Here is an 18,481-nt window from a genome sequence, read left to right as displayed (position 1 = left end):
GTGACAAGGACGTCATGCACTTCTCACTCGACAGCATGGAGGCCGCCTGCCACGATCGTGGACATGACCTCCAGTGCGCCCGCCGACCCGCGGCTGCGGGACCTGGCCCTGCTGCGGCGCGTGCGGGACCGCATCGACAGGGAGTATGCCGAGCCGCTCAACGTCGAGGCGCTCGCGCGCGGCATCCACGTCTCGGCCGGCCACCTGAGCCGCCAGTTCCGGGCGGCGTACGGCGAGTCGGTCTACCAGTACCTCATGACCCGGCGCATCGAGCGGGCCATGGCGCTGCTGCGCGTCGGGACGCTCAGCGTGACCGAGGTCTGCTTCGCCGTCGGCTTCTCTTCCCTGGGCACGTTCAGCACCCGGTTCGCCGAGCTGGTCGGCGTCCCGCCGAGCGTGTACCGCGACCAGGGCGCCGATATCGCGGCAGGGATGCTGCCGTGCATCGCCAAGCAGGTCACCAGACCGATCAGGAATCAAGAAGCACGGCTCCCGGCGCCCTCCGTACCGTGAAGCCATGGAACTCACCATTCATGCAAGCGCCCTCCCCCACACCGATCCCGAGGCGTCCCTCGCGTTCTACCGGGACGCCCTCGGCTTCGAGGTCCGCCAGGACGTGGGCCGGGGCACCATGCGCTGGATCACGGTCGGCCCCGCCGGCCAGCCCAGCACGTCGATCCTCCTCGCCCCACCGGCCACGGATCCCGGGATCACGGAGGACGAGCGGCGCACCATCTCGGAGATGATGGCCAAGGGCACCTACGGCTGGATCCTGTTGGCCACGCCCAACCTCGACGAGGTGTTCGAGAAGGTCCAGGCCACCGACGCCGAGGTGGTGCAGGAGCCCACCCTGCAGCCGTACGGCCTGCGGGACTGCGCCTTCCGCGACCCCGCGGGCAACCTCGTCCGCATCCAAGAGCTGCGCTGATGTGCCATCCCGCGTGGGGGCCGGCGCGCAGCCCGGCGCCGGCCCCGCGCGAGCTCGTGGGGGTGCGGCGCCTCCGGGATCTGATCGACCGGGACGGCGCGAGGAGGTTCCGGGCCGCGCACGACCGCGCACGGCGGCTCCCGTTCGACGTTGCGGCCCTCGCCCTCGCGGCCGGGATCCCCCCTGCCCAGCTCACGCGCGAGTTCACACACGCCTACGGAGCGTCGCCGGAGGAGTACGCCTCTGCCGGGGGGCTCTGAGGAGCCCCTCCCTCCGGATGTCCCTGGCCTCCGCGGCCTCCGCGGCGAGGAAATGCCCTGCGCTTCGGTCATTGCCCCGGCCTTCAACGCAGGGCTGTGACCGAAGCGCAGGGCATATGGGGGTGCCCGCGGATCCGGGGTCTGCTCAGGGTGAACCCTGAGGACGTGCACGGGGCCGGCCGCCCATAATGGGACGGTGACCACCCCCGGCAATGCCCCTCGGCGGAATCCCTACCGGGACCCCAGCGCCTACTGGCCCGACGGGGTCCAGCCCGGTGCGGCCGCGTCCGGCCGCGGGCTGGATGGCCTCCTGCCGGACGGCACCCGCCGCGGCGAGATCGTCCGCGCGGGAGGGGGCCCGGCGTCGCCCGCCAGCGCCGGGCAGCCGCGAGGGGGCGAGCGCAGGCCGCCCAAACCCGTCTCGCGGCTCGCGACCGGTCTGGGCGGGGTGGCGCTCGGCTTCGGCATCCTGGCCCTGACCCTGGGCGCCGTGCCCTGGATCGGCGCCTTCCTCGCTGCAGGGCCCCTCCTCGGCTCCGCGTTCGCCGCGTGGGGCTCGTTCGCCCGGTCGAAGGTGCGGGCGGCGCGGGTCTCGGCGATGGCGGTCGCGGGCGTCGCGCTGAGTGCGCTGCACGTGATCCTGCTGTTCGTGCGCTGATCCACCGTCGCGGCGGGTCAGTCGTCGCTGCGGGCCTCGCGCCGGCGGGCGCTGAGCAGCTCGACCTCCGGGCGGCCGGCGACGAGGCGTTCGACGGCGTCGAGCACCTCCACCGCGTGAGCCCTGTCCGCGCTGACGATGCCGACGCCGATGCGCGCGCGGCGGTGCAGGTCCATGTCCCCGACCTCGGCCGCCGAGACGTCGAACCGTCGGCGCAGCTCCGCGACGATCGGCCGGACCACTGAGCGTTTCTCCTTGAGGGAGTGCACATCGCCGAGGAGCAGGTCGAACTCGATCCAGGCAATCCACATGCGCCCATTCACTCACGGAGGGATGTCAGTACCTAGGCCCCGCGTCGGCTGAGAGGTGACCCCGGGTCTGTCGAGAGGTGACCCCGCGTCGGCTGAGAGGTGACCCCGCGTCGGGGCGGGGAAAGGCGAGGGAGCGGGCGGGGACTCAGAGCACGCCGAGGCGGACCAGGCGGCGCCGGGCGGCGGCTTCGCTCGGCGCCATCGGGCCCAGCGCCCGGCCGATGACGGCGAGCGTCGCCTTCGCGGCCCCCGCCAGCGGCAGCGGCACGGGCCCGAGCCGCGGACGCGAGAGCCCCAGGAGCTCCAGATGCCGCGGCGGAAGCGTGTCGAGGACCGCGCCGAAGAGCAGCGCGTAGCCGGGCTTGAGGAGCGGGTCCAGCGGCGGTCGCCGGATGAAGGCGACCACCTCGTCGACGCGGGGGCCGCCGGAGAGCTGCCCCGCGGCGTCGTACGCCCGGATGCGCTCCGCGAGGTCAGCCTCGGTGCGGGGCGGGTCCGCGACGCCCATGAGCTCGCCGGCCGTGGCCCACTCGGCCACATAGCGGTCGGCGCCGCCGGGAACCGGGCCGTGGAAGGCCTCGTAGCTGCGCAGGAACGCGTCGGTGAACGCGATGTGCACCCACTCGGCGAGGGCCGGATCGTTCGCGGAGTACTGCTCGTGCGCGCCGCCCGGCGAGACGTAGGTGCCGGTCACCGGCACGTGCACGCCGCGCACCCACGCGCAGGCCGCGCGGGCGGCCGCGGTGTCGCCGTAGGTGACCGTGAAGATCCAGCGGATGGTCCCGGCCAGGCGGCCGAGGGGGTCCGCGCGGTAGTTGGAGTGGTCCACCACCCCCGCCAGCACGCCGGGGTGGAGCGCCTGGGTGAGGAGCGCGCGGATTCCGGCGGCGATCGTGGACATGGAGCCGTGCACCGCCCAGACGGCGGAGTCGGGCGGGAAGAAGCCCGCGTCGTCGCCGTCCTCGAGGGCCGTCTCCCACGCGGGGATGGTCTCGGACTCGCCGGCGAACGTCAGGCGGAGCCGCTTCCGCAGCGGCCCGAGCATGTCAGGGGACACCCCTCCAGAGTACGTCGGGTCCAGAGTAGGTCGGGCGCACGGAGCATGCCGGGGCCCCCTCCGTTGAGGCGGAGCCGGGGCCCCGGCAGCGTGGCTGTGCGCCAGTAGGTCTACTTTGCCCAGTACACGTGGTTGGTGAGGGGGCGGAAGTCGTCCTGGCCCGAGATGCTGACAACCTCGCCGATCAGGATGACGTGGTCCCCCGCGTCCACCCGCTGCCAGAGGCGACACTCAACACGCGGGACGTCGGCGGCCACGACGGGCGAGCCCAGCACGCCGGGCTCCCAGTCCAGCCCCGCGAACTTGTCCGTCCCCTTCGCCGCGAACCGCTGCACGAGGTCCCGCCGTGACTCGGAGAGGATGTGCACGGCGTAGTTGTCGGTGTTGATCCATGTCGCAAACGAGCTCGACGACTTGTCCACCGCCCACGAGACGAGCGGCGGATCCAGGCTGATCGACGTGAACGAATTGCTCACGAGGCCCGCGAGGGTGCCGCCGTCCGAGGTGGTGATGACGGCGATCCCCGTGGCCCAGCACCCCATGGCCCGGCGCAGGTCGGCACCGGTCACGAGGTCGAGCGGGGTGGCAGTCATGAGTCCTCCAGCGAAACGGCCGGACGCCCGCGGTTCCGGGCGCCGTACTTGCCGCGGATGGCCACCGCGGCCGGATCCTCATCTGGGGCACCCCACTACGGGAGAGGGTTGCCGCCCGGCCAGCCAGAGCTTCGCACCGGGACTCTTGATCCTGCCTTCCACCCTACGAAAAGCGTCTCCGAGGCGTCCACCGTCCAGCCGTGGCCTGGGACACAGAAGGTCACATTGAACTTTGTTACGCGACCCTGCACGCCTTTTTTGGCCGGTTTGCATCCGGCGCGCAACAGTGAGGTGACCATCCCGAGCGGCCGAGAGATCTGGCTCCGTGACGCCGCAGCAACCATGGCCCTCTGCACAGGACCACCCTCTGCGCAGGACCACAGGTGCTACCGCCAGAACCGATGGAGAGAGAGCCATGACGTCTGTCCTCGAACCCCCCACGACCGCCACCAGCCAGCTCGATCCCGAGCGGATCGCCTTCTGGGAGGACGCCGCGCGGCGCCTGACGTGGGCCGAGCCGTGGGACGCCGCCCACACGTGGATCCCCGCGGACCCCTCCACCGACACACCGCCCGTGATCCGCTGGTTCGAAGGTGGGCGCCTGAACGCGGCCGTGAACTGCGCCGACCGCCACGTCGCCGCCGGGCGCGGGGACAAGGTGGCCCTGCACTTCGAGGGCGAGCCGGGCGACCGCGTCACCGTCACGTACGCGGACCTGCAGCGCCGGGTCTCCCAGGCCGCGAACGCCCTGCTCGCGCTCGGGATCGGCCAGGGCGACCGCGTGGTGATCTACCTGCCCGTGCTGGTCGAGACCGTGGTCATCACGCTCGCGTGCGCCCGGATCGGCGCGGTGCACTCGCTCGTGTTCGGCGGCTTCTCGGCCGAGGCGCTGCGCTTCCGCGTCGAGGACACGGGTGCCAAGCTGCTCGTCACCACGGACGGCCAGTACCGCCGCGGCAAGGCCGTGCCGGTGAAGGAGAACGCCGACGCCGCGGTGCGCGGCGGAGCAGCCGGCGGGGACAACGCCGTCGACCACGTCCTGGTGATCCGCCGGACGGGCTCGGAGATCGCGTGGACGCCGGGCCGCGACGTGTGGTGGCACGAGCTCGTCGACGCTCAGCCCGAGGTCCACGAGGCCGAGGCGTTCGAGGCCGAGACGCCGCTGTTCATCATGTACACCTCCGGCACCACGGGGAAGCCCAAGGGCCTGGTCCACACGACCGGCGGCTACCTCACCCAGGCGTCCTGGAGCCACGAGTACCTGTTCTCCCACCCCGACCCGGCACTGCGGGACGCGGACGTGCACTGGTGCACCGCGGACCTCGCCTGGGTCACGGCGCACACGTACGAGATCTACGGGCCGCTCTCCAACGGCGTCACGCAGGTGATCTTCGAGGGCACCCCGAACACGCCGCATCCGGGCCGGCACTTCGAGATCATCCAGCGCTACGGGGTGACGAGCTACTACACCGCACCCACGCTCGTGCGCTCGCTCATGGGCTGGTTCCCGGAGGGAGTGCCCGCGGAGTACGACTTCTCCTCGGTCCGGGTGTGCGGCACCGTCGGGGAGGCCGTGAACCCGGAGGCGTGGCGGTGGCTGCGCTCGAACATCGGGCGCGGCGAGGTGCCGATGGTGGACACGTGGTGGCAGTCGGAGACCGGCGCGACCGTGCTCTCGCCGCGGCAGGCCGACGCTGCGTTCAAGCCCGGGTGCGCCACCAGGGCGCTGCCCGGGCTCGCCACGGCGATCGTGGACGACGACGGCGCCCGGGTCGCGCCGGGCGTGCAGGGGAACATCGTGGTCACCGCGACCGGCCCCGCGATGGCGCGGACGGTCTGGGGCAACCCGCAGCGCTACCTGGACTCCTACTGGCGCAAGTACGCCGAGCAGGGCTGGTTCCTCGCCGGCGACGGCGCGAAGTACGACGCCGACGGCGACACCTGGATCCTGGGCCGCACCGACGACGTCCTCAACATCTCCGGCCACCGGCTCTCCACGATCGAGATCGAGTCGGCCCTCGTCTCGCACCCGGCCGTGGTCGAAGCCGGCGTCTGCCCGGTGGCGGATGCGGTGACGGGGCACGCGGCGGCGGCCTTCGTCGTCGTGAATCCGGAGGCCGTCGCCGCGGTGGAGCGGCGCGGGGACCTCGCGGCGGAGCTCCGCGCGCATGTTGCGCGGGAGATCGGGCCGATCGCGAAACCGCGCGAGATCGTCGTGGTGCCGGACGTGCCCAAGACCCGCTCGGGCAAGATCATGCGCAGGCTCCTGACGCAGCTGTTCGAGGGCACGGCGCTGGGGGACACGACGAGCCTGCAGAACGAGCCGTGCATCGCGGAGATCGCGCAAGTCCTGGAAGCTCGTCGGATCTGACTCCTCAACCGGACGTAGCTGACTCCTGAACCACCTGCGTTGAGGAGTCACCTCCGCGCCGTTGAGGAGTCACCTCCGCGCCGTTGAGGAGCCACCTACGGCACCTCCAGGAGCCGCTCAGACCGCGGCGGCCTCGAGCTCGCCCGCGCGGACCTGGGCGAACGCCACGGTCCAGGCCACGAGCTGATCGAGCATGGGGTCCACGGACACGGCCTGCAGGTCGGTCGGCTTGAACACCGAGAAGTCCTCGAAGTCGTTGAAGAGCGAGAACATGCCGGTCTTCTGCACGTGGGCGATCTGCAGCTCGGACAGCACTCCCCGCAGGTGCTCGACCGCCCGCGCCCCCAGCGCCGAGCCGTAGCCCACGATGCCCGCGGCCTTGTTGGCCCACTCGGCGTTGAGGAACGAGAGCGCGTTGGCGAGGGCCGGCGCCGTCGAGTGGTTGTACTCGGGGGTGACGAACACGTAGCCGTCGAATTCGGCGATCTTCGCCGCCCACGCCTTCGTGTGCTCGCCCTGGTAGTTGCCGTACGCGGCGGGGAAGGCCTCGTCCAGCAGCGGCAGATTGAAGTCGGCGATGTCCACGAGCTCGAAGGAGGCGTCGCCGCGCTGGTTCGCGCGCGCAACGACCCACTCCGCCACCTGGCGGCTGTTGCGCCCGGGGCGGGTGCTTCCGGTCACCACCGCGATCCGCGGGGCGCCTTCCCGCACGACGGCGGTGGGCGCCTCCGCGGAAGGGAGCGCCGGAGCGCGGGTCGCCTCCGCGGCCGGAGCCTCGGCGCGGTGGGCGGCGGACGAGTCGGTCGTGCCGAAGAGCTTCTTGAGCCAGGACATGCATGCCTCCAAGGTCTTAGTTGATGCTTCAATCAACTGTAGGCCTGAGCGATTGACACGTCAACCTTCTGCTCACATGAGGCGCCCCGGGATCGCTCCCGACCGGGCCATCGTGGCCGAATCCTCGTCGCGCCGCGCCCGCAGCCGGGCGTCGACCTCGGTGGAAGCCCGCGCCTGCCGCACGAGCCACGCCCACCCCGCGCGCAGGGCCCGCACGAGCGGGCGGAGATCGGGCAGCCCGAGCAGGTCGCCCGAGGTGTCCGGGAGGGATGTCGGCGGAACCAGGTCCCGTGGCGCCAGCTCCCGCGGTGCGCCCTCCGGCCGGCGAGGAGCCGACGGCCGGTTCGCCTCCGCCGTCGTGCGTGCCGCGGCGGGTGCGGGGACGGAGTGCGGAGCGCGTGCGGGCCTGCGCTCGGCGGCCTGGAGGGGGTGGAGGAGCCGCCCGCGGACGGGGGCCACGGCGGAGGCTGCGGCGTCGCCCCGGCGGGCGTCGAGGGCGTGGGCGTCCGGGATCCGGGCGGCCGAGCCGTGGTCGGAGGAGGAGGGTGCGGTGGTGGTCTTCGGTTCCATGCCCAGAAGTCTGCGCGGGGCCGAGGGGGGACGAAACGATTCGGCCCTCACCGAATCCTCGACCGGGGCCACGCCGAAACCTACGCTGGGCCCATGCAGATCACGCTCACGAGCGAGGACCTCACCAAGGTCCACTTCGAGGCCTCCCCGCTGTGGGAGACGGTGACCAGCCTGCGCGCGCTGCAGGCCGGGACGCCGCTGCACCGGCCCTGGATCACCGAGGCGCGCCAGCGCATCTCCGCGAGCGGCGACCCGCTCTCCCGCGAGCACCTGCGGGTCCTGACGACCCTCGTGCAGCCCAAGGGCTTCATCGCCGACTCCCTCACGCCGACCCCGACCCGCGCGGACACGTTCGCGGAGGCCCTCGACGCCGTCGCCGAGGTGCCCGCCGAGCTGTGGGCGCGCGACTTCGACTGCCTCGAGAAGTGCCAGCTCGTCGGCTACATGCGGGCCACCCTCACCGAGCTGCGCGCCGACCCGGAGGGCTCGGTGGGCCGGATCGTGGCGGCGCTGCGCTGGTACTGGACCACGGCCCTCGAGCCCTACTGGCCCAGGCTGCGCTCGGTGCTGCTCGCGGACATCGACTCGCGCCTGGACGACCTGGCGCGGTACGGCATCCAGGAGGTGTTCAAGACCCTGCACCCGAGCGTGCGCCCCACCGACACCGGCCTGGAGATCACGCGCGGGTGCGAGGCGACGGAGCGGCCCAAGCCGGGCAGCGGCCTGATCCTCGTGCCGAACGCCTTCGTGTGGCCCAACACGCTCGTGCTCAACATTGCCCCGTTCGTGCCCACCATCACGTACGCGCCCCGCGGCGTCGGGCGGCTGTGGGAGGCGACGCGGGAGACGCGCGAGTCGCCGGTCTCACGCCTGCTCGGGCGGACGCGCGCGCAGATCCTCGCGCAGCTGGACGTGCCGATGACGACGACGCAGCTCGCCTGCGCGCTCGACCTCGCCGCCGGGACGGTCAACGCGCACCTCAAGGTGCTCGCGGAGTCGGGGCTCACCGAGCCGGTGCGCGCCGGGCGCGAGGTGTTCTACCAGCGCGGGCGGGTGGGCGAGGAGCTCCTGGCCCGGGCGTGAGCCCTCGAAACGGCGTAGGTGACTCTTCAAGCTGGCGTAGGTGACTCCTCGAAACGGCGTAGGTGACTCCTCAACGAGGGATACGCGCCGTTGAGGAGTCAGGTCCGCACCGTCGAGGGGTCATCTACGCGCCGTTGAGGAGTCAGCTGCGCCTAGCGGGCCGACCCCGCCGGAGCCGTTGCCTCGCCGATGCTGTGCAGGGCCACGGGCGAGGTCCCGTTGACGAACCAGTCCCCCAGCCCGCGCGCCTTGAACGCCGCCGGGTTGTGCGTCGCGACGGTCCGGGCATTGCGCCAGTGCCGGTCGAGCGCCTTGCCCCGGGACACGGCGGAGGCGCCGGCCGTGTCGAAGAGCTGCTGCGCGGCGTCGATCACGAGCGGCGGCACGGCCACCTGGGCGAGGTCGACGGCGACAGCTCCCCGCACGTAGCGGTCCTCGGCCGGGGCGTCGGGGCCGAGGGCGAGGGCGGCGTCGAGCTCGCGGGCCGCGGCGAGCACGGAGGACTCCGCGGCGAACGACTTGGCCGCGAGCTGCCCCACCAGGTTCAGGATGAGCGGGTCCTCGCGGAACAGCTGCCCGGACCCGGTCGAGAAGGTCCGCGTCCGCTTCGCCACGAGCGCCGAGGCGTCGCGCACCACGGCCTTCCCGATCCCGGCGAGGACCGTCAGGAGCATGAGCTGGAGGAAGGCCGGCTCATGCGTGGTGGACTCGGTGCGGGGCACGGCGTCCTCATCCGGGATCGGGACATCGCGGAACACGGCCGTCCCGGTGCCGGTCATCTGCTGGCCGAAGCCGTCCCAGTCGTCGCGAATCTCGACGCCGGGATGCCCGGTCGGCGCGATCGCGTACAGCCGCGCGGCCGATTCCTCCGGGGACGCCATGACGGCCACGTAGTCGGCGAAGATCGTGCCGGTCGTGTAGTACTTCTCGCCGGTGAGGAGCCACCCGTTGGCCGCGGGGGCGAGGCGCGTCTGGACGGTACCGAGGGCGTTGCCGGACTTCTCGGTCGCGGCGTTGCCGAAGAGGGCGCCGTCCGCGACCCGGCCGAACCACCGGGCCCGGAAGGCCTCGTCCTGCAGCGAGATGGTCTCCACGAACGCGAAGTGGGAGCGCAGCAGGTGTCCCACCGAGGAGTCCGCCGCGGAGAGGTCGATGAGCAGCCGGACGAGCGTCTCGATGGAGGCGCCGAAGCCGCCGTACTCGGCTGGCACCCGCACGCGGCCGAACCCGGCGTCCTTGAGCCAGCCGACCTGCTCGAACGGCAGGGCCCTGGCCAGCTCCCGGTCGAGCGCGCCGCCCTCGATCCGCGCGAAGACCGGGGCGAAGCGCTCGGCGAGCTCCGCGTACGAGGCGGAACCGCCCGCCGTCGTGCGTCCCATCAGTGCATTCCCCTCTCCGGCGGGCCGACCGGCGGGCACGCCACCGAACAGTATTCGGCGCGGCACCGGCTCCCGCGAGTGTGACGAAATAATTTGCATCGTTACGCGGTCTTTCGACAGAATCGGACTGACCATCCCGAGCGGCTGAGAGATCTGGATCTGTGACGCCGCAGCAACCCTGGCCCCGGCGGGACCGCCGTCCGGAGCCAAAGGTGCTACTGCCAGAAGCGATGGTGAGTGCTATGGAGCCTCGGCCCGAGCCCCACGTCGCGCCCGCACGTAAGGAGCGCACTATGTCCTTGTCTGGGATCGACCTCGAGACCCCGCTGAAGTTCGCCTACTGGGTGCCCAACGTCTCGGGTGGCCTCGTCGTCTCGACCATCGAGCAGCGGACCAACTGGGAGTTCGAGTACAACAGGAAGCTCGCCCGCATCGCGGAGGACTCGGGCTTCGAGTACGCCCTGACGCAGACCCGCTACGCCGCGAGCTACGGCGCGGACAAGCAGCACGAGGCCACCTCGTTCAGTCTCGCGCTGCTCATGGCCACCGAGCGGCTCAAGGTCATCTCGGCCGTGCACCCGGGCATGTGGCACCCGGGGGTGCTCGCAAAGTTCATCATCACCGCGGACCACCTCTCCGGCGGACGCGCGGCCGTGAACGTGGTCTCGGGCTGGCTCAAGGACGAGTTCGTGAACTTCGGCCTGGAGTGGCTCGAGCACGATGAGCGCTACGTCCGCACCGAGGAGTTCATCAACGCCCTCCGAGGCCTGTGGACGCAGAAGGAGTACTCGCAGTCGGGCAAGTACTACACGATCTCCGACTTCACGCTGAACCCGGCGCCGCTGGACGTCCCGGGCCGCCCGCACCCGGAGATCTTCTTCGGCGGCAACTCGACGGCCGCGCAGGCCGCTGCAGGCCGCACCGCGGACTGGTACTTCTCCAACGGCCGCGACATCGAGGGCTTCAAGGAGAACATCGCCGGGGTCCTGGCCGCCGCCCAGGACGGCCGCACCGCCCCCGCCGCGCCGCGCTTCGGCCTCAACGGCTTTGTGATCGCCCGCGACACGGAGAAGGAGGCCCAGGACACGCTCCGCGAGATCATCGCCAAGGCCCACCGGCCCGCCGTCGAGGGCTTCGCCGCCGCCGTCAAGGAGGCCGGCCAGTCCACCAAGGACGGCAAGGGCATGTGGGAGGACTCCACGTTCGAGGACCTCGTCCAGTACAACGACGGCTTCCGCACCAAGCTCATCGGCACCCCCGAGCAGATCGCCGAGCGGATCGTCGAGTACAAGAAGATCGGCGTGAACCTGTTCCTCACCGGCTACCTGCACTTCCAGGAGGAGCTCGAGGCGTTCGGCCGCGACGTCCTCCCGATCGTGCGCGAGCTCGAGGCGGACCTCGCCCGCAAGAACGGCACCGAGCTGCGCACTGACCTGCTGCCGGTCACGAGGCACGACGGCGCCGCCCGCCACCGCGCGGACCTCACCGGGGCGGACCTCGCCGGGGCGAACGCCTGATGGCGGAGCGCCAGTTCGGCTTCCGCACCCGCGCCCTGCACGCCGGCGGCACGCCCGACGCCGAGCACGGCGCCCGGGCGGTCCCGATCTACCAGTCGACCTCGTTCGTGTTCAAGGACTCGGACGACGCCGCCAACCTGTTCGCGCTGCAGAAGTACGGCAACATCTACTCCCGCATCGGCAACCCGACCGTCGCCGCCTTCGAGGAGCGCATCGCCTCGCTCGAGGGCGGCATCGGAGCGGTCGCGACGTCCTCCGGCATGGCCGCGGAGTTCATCACGTTCGCCGCGCTCACCCAGGCCGGGGACCACATCGTCGCCTCCTCCAAGCTCTACGGCGGCACGATCACCCAGCTCGACGTGACGCTGCGCCGGTTCGGGGTCGAGACCACGTTCGTGGACTCGACCGATCCGGCCGCGTTCAAGGCGGCCCTGCGCGAGAACACCAAGGCCGTGTACACCGAGGTGGTGGCCAACCCCTCCGGCGACATCGCCGACCTGGCCGGCCTCGCCGCCGTCGCCCATGAGCACGGAGTCCCGCTCGTGGTCGACTCGACGCTGACCCCGCCGTACATCTTGCGGCCCATCGAGCACGGCGCGGACATCGTGATCCACTCGGCCACGAAGTTCCTCGGCGGCCACGGGACCACGCTCGGCGGCGTGGTCGTGGAGTCCGGCACCTTCGACTGGGGCAACGGCAGATTCCCGACCATGACGGAGCCGGTGCCCAGCTACGGCAACGTCTCATGGTGGGGCAACTTCGGCGAGTACGGATTCCTCACCAAGCTGCGCTCCGAGCAGCTGCGCGACATCGGGCCGTCCCTGTCCGCGCAGTCCGCGTTCCAGCTCCTCCAGGGCGTCGAGACGCTCCCGCAGCGCATGGACAACCACCTCGCGAACGCCCAGCGCGTCGCCGAGTGGCTCGAGGCCGATCCGCGCGTCACCTACGTGAACTACGCGGGCCTGCCCTCGCACCCGCAGCACGCGTACGCGAAGGAGCTCCTGCCCCTCGGCGTGGGCTCGGTGTTCAGCTTCGGCGTCAGGGGTGGCCGCGAGGCCGGTGCCCGGTTTATCGAGGCGCTCCAGCTCGCCTCGCACCTGGCGAACATCGGGGACGCGCGCACGCTCGTGCTGCACCCCGGCTCGACGACGCACCAGCAGCTCTCCGCGGAGCAGCTCGTCGCGGCCGGCGTGCCGGCGGACCTCATCCGCCTCTCGGTGGGGCTCGAGGACGTCGAGGACATCATCTGGGACCTCGACCAGGCATTGGCTGCAAGCCAGACAGAGCCGCAGGAGATCACCGGCCTCGAGGAGGAGTTCGCCGCGCCGACCTACAGCGGCGAGGCCTGCTCCGTGCCCGCGAAGGGAGCGAACAAGTGAGCGTCGTCGGAACGACAGAAGCCGAGCGCACCTGGGTGGGTCCCTCCGCCCCCGAGCGGCTGAGGATCCTGCACGAGACGAAGGTCATCGCGATCGTCGGAGCCTCGGACAAGCCCAGCCGCGCGAGCTACTTCGTGGCCACGTACCTGCTCTCGTCCACGAAGTACCGCGTGTACTTCGTCAACCCGGTCGTGAAGAGCATCTTGGGGCAGCCGGTCTACGCCTCGCTCGCGGACCTGCCCGAGACCCCGGACCTCGTCGAGGTGTTCCGCAAGCACGACGACCTCCCCGGCGTGCTCGAGGAGGCCAAGGCGGTCGGCGCCAAGACCATCTGGCTCCAGCTCGGGTCCTGGCACGAGGGGGTCGCCGCGGACGCCGAGGCCGCCGGCCTGAACGTGGTAATGGACCGCTGCGTGAAGATCGAGCACGCGCGCTTCCACGGCGGCCTGCACCTCGCGGGCTTCAACACGGGCGTGATCTCGAGCAAGCGCCAGGTCCTCCCCTAACCGTTTCGGGTACGCATCTCGTCGCGATTTCCCCCTTTCGGGTACGACGCCGGCCGGGCGCCTTCCGCGCAGAAGGTGCCCGGCCGGCGTCGTCTGGCTCCTCGACGTCGCGGAGGTGACTCCTCAACGGGACGGAGGTGACTCCTCGACGCGCGGGAAGCGAACCGAAGCGACGCCGGGGGACGATCCGCACAGCGGCGACCCCTCGGCGTCGTCCTTAAGCACAGTGATCTGCGCCACCAAACGGGGCAAGATGGTGCCATGACTAGCAGTGAGCCCGGATACCGTGTCCTGAATCCCGCCACCGGCGAGGTCGTCGAGACGTTTCCCACCGCGACCGACGCCGACGTCGAGTCCGCCCTCGCCTCCGCCCAGAGCGCCTTCGAGTCCTGGCGCGAGACTCCGATCGAGGCGCGCGCCAAGGTGGTCTCGCGCATCGCCGAGCTGTTCACCGAGCGCGCCGACGAGCTCGCCGCGATCATCACCGAAGAGATGGGCAAGCCACTCTCCCAGTCCAAGGGCGAGGCCGAGTTCTGCACGGACATCTTCAACTACTTCGCCACCGAGGGCCCGACCCTCGCCGCCGATCAGGAGATCAAGACCTTCTCCGGCGGCCGGGCCGTGGTGCAGAAGCTGCCCGTGGGCCCGCTCCTGGGCATCATGCCGTGGAACTACCCGTACTACCAGGTGGCCCGGTTCGCCGCGCCGAACCTCATGCTCGGCAACACGATCATCCTCAAGCACGCCGAGAACTGCCCCCGCTCGGCCCTCGCGATCCAGCAGATCATGGACGACGCCGGCGTGCCGCGCGGCGCCTACGTCAACCTCTTCGCCTCGCACGCCCAGATCGCGGACATCATCGCGGACCCGCGCCTCCAGGGCGTCTCGCTGACCGGCTCGGAGCGGGCGGGCGCGATCATCGGCGAGCTCGCGGGCAAGAACCTCAAGAAGGCCGTGCTCGAGCTCGGCGGCTCGGACCCATTCGTGGTCCTCGACGCCGCTGACGTCGCCTCAGTCGCGGACACCGCGTGGGACACCCGCATGGAGAACACCGGCCAGGCCTGCAACTCGAACAAGCGGATGATCGTCATGGAGGACATCTTCGACGACTTCGTGGCCCAGCTGACCGCCCGCGCGCAGGCCCTCACCCCGGGCGATCCCGCCGCCGACGCCGAGAACACGTACGCGCCGCTGTCCTCCCGCGCGGCCGCCGAGGGCCTGGCCGAGCAGGTGCGGGACGCCGTGGACAAGGGTGCCACGCTCCACGCGGGCGGCGTGCTCGGCGAGGGCGACGCCGCGTACTACTCCCCCGCCGTCCTCACGGGCGTCACGCCCGAGATGCGGGCGTACCGCGAGGAGCTGTTCGGCCCGGTCGCGGTGGTCTACAAGGTCGGCAGCGACGAGGAGGCCCTCCGCCTCGCGAACGACACCCCGTACGGCCTCGGCGGCGCCGTCTTCTCCACGGACACCGCCCGCGCGGAGAAGGTCGCGTCGCGCCTCGAGAGCGGCATGTCGAACGTCAACATCCCGGCCGCCGAGGGCGCGGAGATGCCGTTCGGCGGGGTCAAGCGCTCGGGCTTCGGCCGCGAGCTCGGCCCGCTCGGGATGGACGAGTTCGTCAACAAGCGCCTCTACTACGTCGCCGAGTGACCCGCAGGAGCTGACCTTCAGGAGGTGACCTTCAGACGGGGGTACGACGGCGGCCCGGTCGCCTTCCGCTCGGAAGGTGACCGGGCCGCCGTCGTGCTTCGGGGGCGCCGCGCTGTGGTGGCCCTCAGCCGATCTGCAGCTCGCCCATTTCGCCCCAGCCCTCGCCGTCGACGAGCCGGGAGACGATACTCGGGGTCCTGACCAGGCAGGGCCGCATGGCCTCGAGGCCGTTCGCGAAGTGCTCGCTCTGCACGTGCGGGGCGGCGCCGTCGTCTGTGAAGGCCTCGACGAGGACGTACTCCGCCGGGTTCTCCAGGGAGCGCGACCACTCGAAGAACAGGTTCCCGGGCTCCCTGCGCGTGGACTCGGTGAACTCGCGCACGATCTCGGGGAACTGCTCCGTGTACTCGGGCTTGGTCTCGAACTTCACGACGATGAAGTACATGGTGTCCTTTCGGTAGGTTGGTCAGCCGCCGGTGGCGCGGCAGGCGGCGATCCCCTCGCGCGCCCACTCGACCTGGGCGGGGGTGCCCACGCGTTCGGCCCACTGCTCGGCGAGCTGGAACTCGACGAGCGCGCGGTGGGGTTCGCCGGCGTCCACGAACATCCATCCGAGGTTGCCGTGGAGCGAGGCGCACCAGCGCTGGGTGCGCTTGCTGTGGGAGCTGCTGGCGTACTCGATGCCGGCGCGTGCCCAGGATTCGGCGTGCTCGGTGTCCGCGATCGCGAGCATGTGGAACGCGTCCGCGGCGAGGAACTCCTCCCCGAGGTGCTCGCCGAGCTCGGCGGCCTGCTCGAACAGCGGCACGGCCATGGCGGCATGCCCCGAGGAGTTGAGCAGGCGGCCGCGTTCGAGGACGACCCGCACGCCGATCGTGGGGTCGGGCTCGCAGTCGATGCCGTCGAGGAGCGCATCGGCCTCCTCGAAGCGGCCTTGGAGGCCGATCGCCCGGCCCAGCTGGGTGGCGAGCTCGCACCGCTCCGCGGCGTCGAACTGCGGGTCCTCGAGGGCGCGGCGGAACGCTGCCTCCGAGGCGGCCGGGTCGGAGAAGTCCCACAGGGCATCGAGCGTGGACTGTTCGAGCACGCTCCCCACCCTAGCGCGCTCAGCGGGCGAGCCGGCTCCAGCCCAGCGCCTCGCGCTGCGCCCGGGGCAGGCCGGCCACGACGAGGTCGTACGAGTCCTCGATCAGGTCGCGGACATCCTCCTCGGCGAGGGCCCCGTCGAGGCGCACGTCGCTCCAGTGCCTCTTGTTCATGTGCCAGGCGCCGGTGATCTCGGGGTGCGCCGCCCGCAGCTGCACGGCCAGCGCGGGGTCGCACTTGAGCGCCACGGTCAGGGGGACCGCGTCGAGGTTGGAGAGGGCGAACATCTTTCCCGGCCGCTCGTCGCCGCCCCGCGGGGGCCGGACCTTGAACACCGAGGCCTCGGGCCCGAACGGGAAGTCCTCGTACGCGCCGGGGAAGCCGAGGCAGAGCTCCCTGAGCAGGGAAGCGTCCATCACGCCGTCCCGCGGCCGCGCCGCCACAGCTCCCGCTCGGGGCAGGCGTCCATGACCACGTCGAGCCCCGCGGCCTCCGCGCGCTCCGCCGCGCCCTCGTCGACGACGCCGAGCTGCATCCACACGGCCTTCGCACCGACGGCGATCGCCTGGTCCACGATGTCGCCGACCCGGCCGGAGTTCACGAAGCAGTCCACGACGTCGATCGGGTGCAGCTCGGCGGGGATGTCCGCGAGCCGCGCGTAGCCCTTCTCGCCGTGCACGTCCTCGCCGCGCAGGTTCACCGGGATGATGCGGTTGCCCATGACGTCGCGGACCGTGAGGGAGACGGCGTGCGCGGCCCGCCACTCATTCCGGGTCAGCCCGACGATCGCCCACGTCCCGGGGGTGCTCATGAGGCGGTCGATGACAGCAGGATCGTTCACGTGCCGCATGGGGCCATGCTACTGCGGGCGCCTACCGGCTGGTGGGCTGGCCGTCGGAGCCGCCGCCGTTCCCGTCGTGGCCGCTCGCGCCGGACCCGTCCTGGCTTCCGGCGCTCGGACTCGGCCGCGCCGTGCTCTGGGAGGACGGGACCGAGTCCGCGGAACCACCGGAACCGTGCCCGCGGTCGCTCCCCTGCGGGGTCGGGTCCTGCGACCCCTGCTCCCGGGAGTCGTGCGACGGGGAGGAGGTGGCGGCGCCCTGCTTCTGGGCCGACCCGTCGGCGCTGCGCGCCCCGGACTGGCCGAGGGTGCGGCCCGCGCCGGTCGCGCCCGCACCCGTGTCCTGCGTCGGCGCCGCGGCGCCGGAGGGCGTGCCGGGGCCCCCGCCCGGGGCCGAGGGCTCGGCGTCGTGGGTGAGCGACGGGCCCACGGCAGGGTGCAGTGGCGCGTGCCAGTCCCAGGCCTGGCCCGTCATGGCGGCCACGCCGCTCGCGCCGAGGCCCATGCCGGCCGCGACGAGCACGCCGATCATCGCGCCGCGGTGGCGCTTGATCCACCGCGGCCTGGCCGCGACGGCCGCGGCCTCCGCCTTGCGGGCCGCGGCCCGGGTGAGCGGGAGCACGACGGCGAGCGGCGCTGTCGCGCTCTCCCCCGCCGCGGGCGTCTGCCCGGCAGAGGCCGCCGCACTGGCGGCGAGGAGGCGTGCGAGCTCGCCGGAGGGCGCGGGCGGCTCAGCGATCCGGAGCGCCGCGATCCGCTCGAGCGCGCGCGTCAGCGCGGCGTCGTGCTCGAGCCCCTCCTCGGCGAGCACCGCCTGCACCTGCCTGTTCACGCTGATCGGACCCACTCTTCCTCGGACACGTGCTCCCTGAGGGCCAGCAGTGCCCTGCGTTGGAGCTGTTTGACCGCGCCCGGCGTCTTGCCGAGCACGGAGGCGACTTCTTCGATGCTCAGTTCCGCCACGATGCGGAGGGTGAGCACCTCCTTCTGGTCTCCCTTGAGCCTGCCGATCAGGTTCTCCGCGTCGGTCTGGCCCGTGGCGAGGAGCGCATCGTGCTCCGCGGAGGCGGTCTCGCGCGTGTCCAGCAGCGGATCGTAGTCGACGATCCGCGGCCGGCGCTCGGTGCGGCGGTAGTGGTCCACCACGCGGGCGTGGGCCACGGAGAAGACGAGCGTCTTCAACCCGGCCGCACCGCCGGTGATCGACCCGAGACGCGGCAGGACCGCGACGAACACGTCCTGCGCGAGCGCCTCGGGGTCGTCCACCCCGCGGGCGGACATGTAGGCGATCACCGCGGGTGCCAGTGAACGGTAGACGAGGGTGAACCGCTCGTGCTCCGTCAGCGCACCCGGCGCGAGATCGTCGTCAGTGATCGATTCGAACACGGCTATCCCCTGGATTCTTGACCCTGGAGTCTGAAGGCAGAACCCGCCCAGTCTAGCCGTGGGCCAGCTGCG

At 71.7% G+C, this 18,481-nt stretch carries 22 protein-coding genes and 3 riboswitches; of the genes, 10 read left to right on the top strand and 12 right to left on the bottom strand.

Annotated elements, in window-relative coordinates:
• Positions 1-63 precede the first annotated feature (63 nt).
• From SA2016_RS02485 to SA2016_RS02470, 4 genes are all read left to right on the top strand, one after another.
• Positions 64-513 (top strand): helix-turn-helix transcriptional regulator, encoded by a 450-nt coding sequence (locus tag SA2016_RS02485; RefSeq protein ID WP_066494909.1) that lies wholly within the window; start codon positions 64-66, stop codon positions 511-513.
• Between the two features lie 4 nt (positions 514-517).
• Positions 518-928, top strand: a complete 411-nt coding sequence (locus tag SA2016_RS02480; RefSeq protein WP_066494907.1) for a VOC family protein — start codon at positions 518-520, stop codon at positions 926-928.
• The gene (locus SA2016_RS02475; RefSeq protein ID WP_066494905.1) at positions 928-1,188 is read left to right on the top strand and encodes a hypothetical protein; all 261 of its coding nucleotides are present in this window, start codon (positions 928-930) and stop codon (positions 1,186-1,188) included. Before SA2016_RS02480 ends, SA2016_RS02475 begins: the two co-directional genes overlap by 1 nt.
• 196 nt (positions 1,189-1,384) lie before the next feature.
• The gene (locus SA2016_RS02470; protein ID WP_066494901.1) at positions 1,385-1,846 is read left to right on the top strand and encodes a hypothetical protein; all 462 of its coding nucleotides are present in this window, start codon (positions 1,385-1,387) and stop codon (positions 1,844-1,846) included.
• A gap of 17 nt (positions 1,847-1,863) precedes the next feature.
• On the opposite strand, the gene SA2016_RS02465 is transcribed toward SA2016_RS02470, so the two are convergent.
• From SA2016_RS02465 to SA2016_RS02455, 3 genes are all read right to left on the bottom strand, one after another.
• A complete protein-coding gene (locus SA2016_RS02465) occupies positions 1,864-2,157 on the bottom strand; it encodes a DUF503 domain-containing protein (RefSeq protein WP_066494899.1) in 294 nt (97 codons plus the stop codon).
• A gap of 145 nt (positions 2,158-2,302) precedes the next feature.
• Positions 2,303-3,202: an oxygenase MpaB family protein gene (locus SA2016_RS02460; protein WP_066494896.1), complete on the bottom strand. Its 900-nt coding sequence runs from the start codon at positions 3,200-3,202 to the stop codon at positions 2,303-2,305.
• 122 nt (positions 3,203-3,324) lie between these two features.
• Entirely contained in the window at positions 3,325-3,807 is a 483-nt protein-coding gene (locus SA2016_RS02455; protein ID WP_066494895.1) for a flavin reductase family protein, read from the bottom strand.
• 39 nt (positions 3,808-3,846) lie between these two features.
• Positions 3,847-3,958: riboswitch (SAM riboswitch) on the bottom strand.
• Between the two features lie 141 nt (positions 3,959-4,099).
• A riboswitch (SAM riboswitch) is annotated at positions 4,100-4,215 on the top strand.
• A 7-nt stretch (positions 4,216-4,222) separates the two neighbouring features.
• Here SA2016_RS02455 and acs point away from each other — a divergent pair.
• Positions 4,223-6,178 carry an acetate--CoA ligase gene (acs, locus tag SA2016_RS02450; protein WP_066494892.1) on the top strand — a complete coding sequence of 652 codons (1,956 nt, stop codon included), beginning with the start codon at positions 4,223-4,225 and terminating at the stop codon, positions 6,176-6,178.
• Positions 6,179-6,295: 117 nt separating this feature from the next.
• Here acs and SA2016_RS02445 read toward each other — a convergent pair whose 3' ends face one another.
• Both SA2016_RS02445 and SA2016_RS02440 read right to left on the bottom strand, forming a co-directional pair.
• Positions 6,296-7,012 (bottom strand): NADPH-dependent FMN reductase, encoded by a 717-nt coding sequence (locus tag SA2016_RS02445; RefSeq protein WP_084249242.1) that lies wholly within the window; start codon positions 7,010-7,012, stop codon positions 6,296-6,298.
• A 72-nt stretch (positions 7,013-7,084) separates the two neighbouring features.
• Positions 7,085-7,582 (bottom strand): hypothetical protein, encoded by a 498-nt coding sequence (locus tag SA2016_RS02440; protein WP_066494890.1) that lies wholly within the window; start codon positions 7,580-7,582, stop codon positions 7,085-7,087.
• Between the two features lie 93 nt (positions 7,583-7,675).
• On the opposite strand from SA2016_RS02440, the gene SA2016_RS02435 reads away from it, so the two are divergent.
• Positions 7,676-8,665, top strand: a complete 990-nt coding sequence (locus tag SA2016_RS02435) for an ArsR/SmtB family transcription factor (protein ID WP_066494888.1) — start codon at positions 7,676-7,678, stop codon at positions 8,663-8,665.
• Positions 8,666-8,817: 152 nt separating this feature from the next.
• Here the strand turns inward: SA2016_RS02435 and SA2016_RS02430 are convergent, their stop codons facing one another.
• Positions 8,818-10,044 (bottom strand): acyl-CoA dehydrogenase family protein, encoded by a 1,227-nt coding sequence (locus SA2016_RS02430; RefSeq protein ID WP_066494885.1) that lies wholly within the window; start codon positions 10,042-10,044, stop codon positions 8,818-8,820.
• Between the two features lie 128 nt (positions 10,045-10,172).
• A riboswitch (SAM riboswitch) is annotated at positions 10,173-10,281 on the top strand.
• A gap of 56 nt (positions 10,282-10,337) precedes the next feature.
• Here SA2016_RS02430 and sfnG point away from each other — a divergent pair.
• The 4 genes from sfnG (at position 10,338) to SA2016_RS02410 (ending at position 15,096) form a co-directional block, all read left to right on the top strand.
• Positions 10,338-11,561, top strand: coding sequence for a dimethylsulfone monooxygenase SfnG (sfnG, locus tag SA2016_RS02425; RefSeq protein WP_066494883.1), 1,224 nt, complete (start codon positions 10,338-10,340; stop codon positions 11,559-11,561).
• Positions 11,561-12,940 (top strand): O-acetylhomoserine aminocarboxypropyltransferase/cysteine synthase family protein, encoded by a 1,380-nt coding sequence (locus tag SA2016_RS02420; protein WP_066494882.1) that lies wholly within the window; start codon positions 11,561-11,563, stop codon positions 12,938-12,940. Before sfnG ends, SA2016_RS02420 begins: the two co-directional genes overlap by 1 nt.
• A complete protein-coding gene (locus SA2016_RS02415) occupies positions 12,937-13,446 on the top strand; it encodes a CoA-binding protein (RefSeq protein WP_066494880.1) in 510 nt (169 codons plus the stop codon). Before SA2016_RS02420 ends, SA2016_RS02415 begins: the two co-directional genes overlap by 4 nt.
• Before the next feature lie 261 nt (positions 13,447-13,707).
• Complete coding sequence (locus SA2016_RS02410) at positions 13,708-15,096, top strand: NAD-dependent succinate-semialdehyde dehydrogenase (RefSeq protein ID WP_066494878.1); 1,389 nt, start codon at positions 13,708-13,710, stop codon at positions 15,094-15,096.
• 124 nt (positions 15,097-15,220) lie between these two features.
• Here SA2016_RS02410 and SA2016_RS02405 read toward each other — a convergent pair whose 3' ends face one another.
• From SA2016_RS02405 to SA2016_RS02380, 6 genes are read right to left on the bottom strand one after another with little or no spacing between them, the layout of a single operon-like run.
• On the bottom strand, positions 15,221-15,541 hold the full coding sequence (locus tag SA2016_RS02405; protein ID WP_066494875.1) for a putative quinol monooxygenase: 321 nt from the start codon (positions 15,539-15,541) through the stop codon (positions 15,221-15,223).
• A 21-nt stretch (positions 15,542-15,562) separates the two neighbouring features.
• Entirely contained in the window at positions 15,563-16,183 is a 621-nt protein-coding gene (locus SA2016_RS02400; RefSeq protein ID WP_066501874.1) for a tetratricopeptide repeat protein, read from the bottom strand.
• Positions 16,184-16,202: 19 nt separating this feature from the next.
• Positions 16,203-16,598, bottom strand: coding sequence for an MmcQ/YjbR family DNA-binding protein (locus tag SA2016_RS02395; RefSeq protein ID WP_066501876.1), 396 nt, complete (start codon positions 16,596-16,598; stop codon positions 16,203-16,205).
• Positions 16,598-17,032 (bottom strand): CoA-binding protein, encoded by a 435-nt coding sequence (locus tag SA2016_RS02390; RefSeq protein ID WP_066494874.1) that lies wholly within the window; start codon positions 17,030-17,032, stop codon positions 16,598-16,600. The genes SA2016_RS02395 and SA2016_RS02390 overlap by 1 nt, the downstream gene beginning before the upstream one ends.
• A gap of 22 nt (positions 17,033-17,054) precedes the next feature.
• Positions 17,055-17,855 carry a hypothetical protein gene (locus SA2016_RS02385; protein ID WP_157089101.1) on the bottom strand — a complete coding sequence of 267 codons (801 nt, stop codon included), beginning with the start codon at positions 17,853-17,855 and terminating at the stop codon, positions 17,055-17,057.
• A complete protein-coding gene (locus SA2016_RS02380; protein ID WP_066494872.1) occupies positions 17,852-18,409 on the bottom strand; it encodes an RNA polymerase sigma factor in 558 nt (185 codons plus the stop codon). The genes SA2016_RS02385 and SA2016_RS02380 overlap by 4 nt, the downstream gene beginning before the upstream one ends.
• Positions 18,410-18,481: the final 72 nt, after the last annotated feature.

Origin of the sequence: Sinomonas atrocyanea (assembly GCF_001577305.1) — a bacterium.
Lineage (GTDB): Bacteria > Actinomycetota > Actinomycetes > Actinomycetales > Micrococcaceae > Sinomonas > Sinomonas atrocyanea.
The sequence above is the reverse complement of the archived record's forward strand: the minus strand, read 5'-3'. Positions and strand labels throughout refer to the sequence as shown.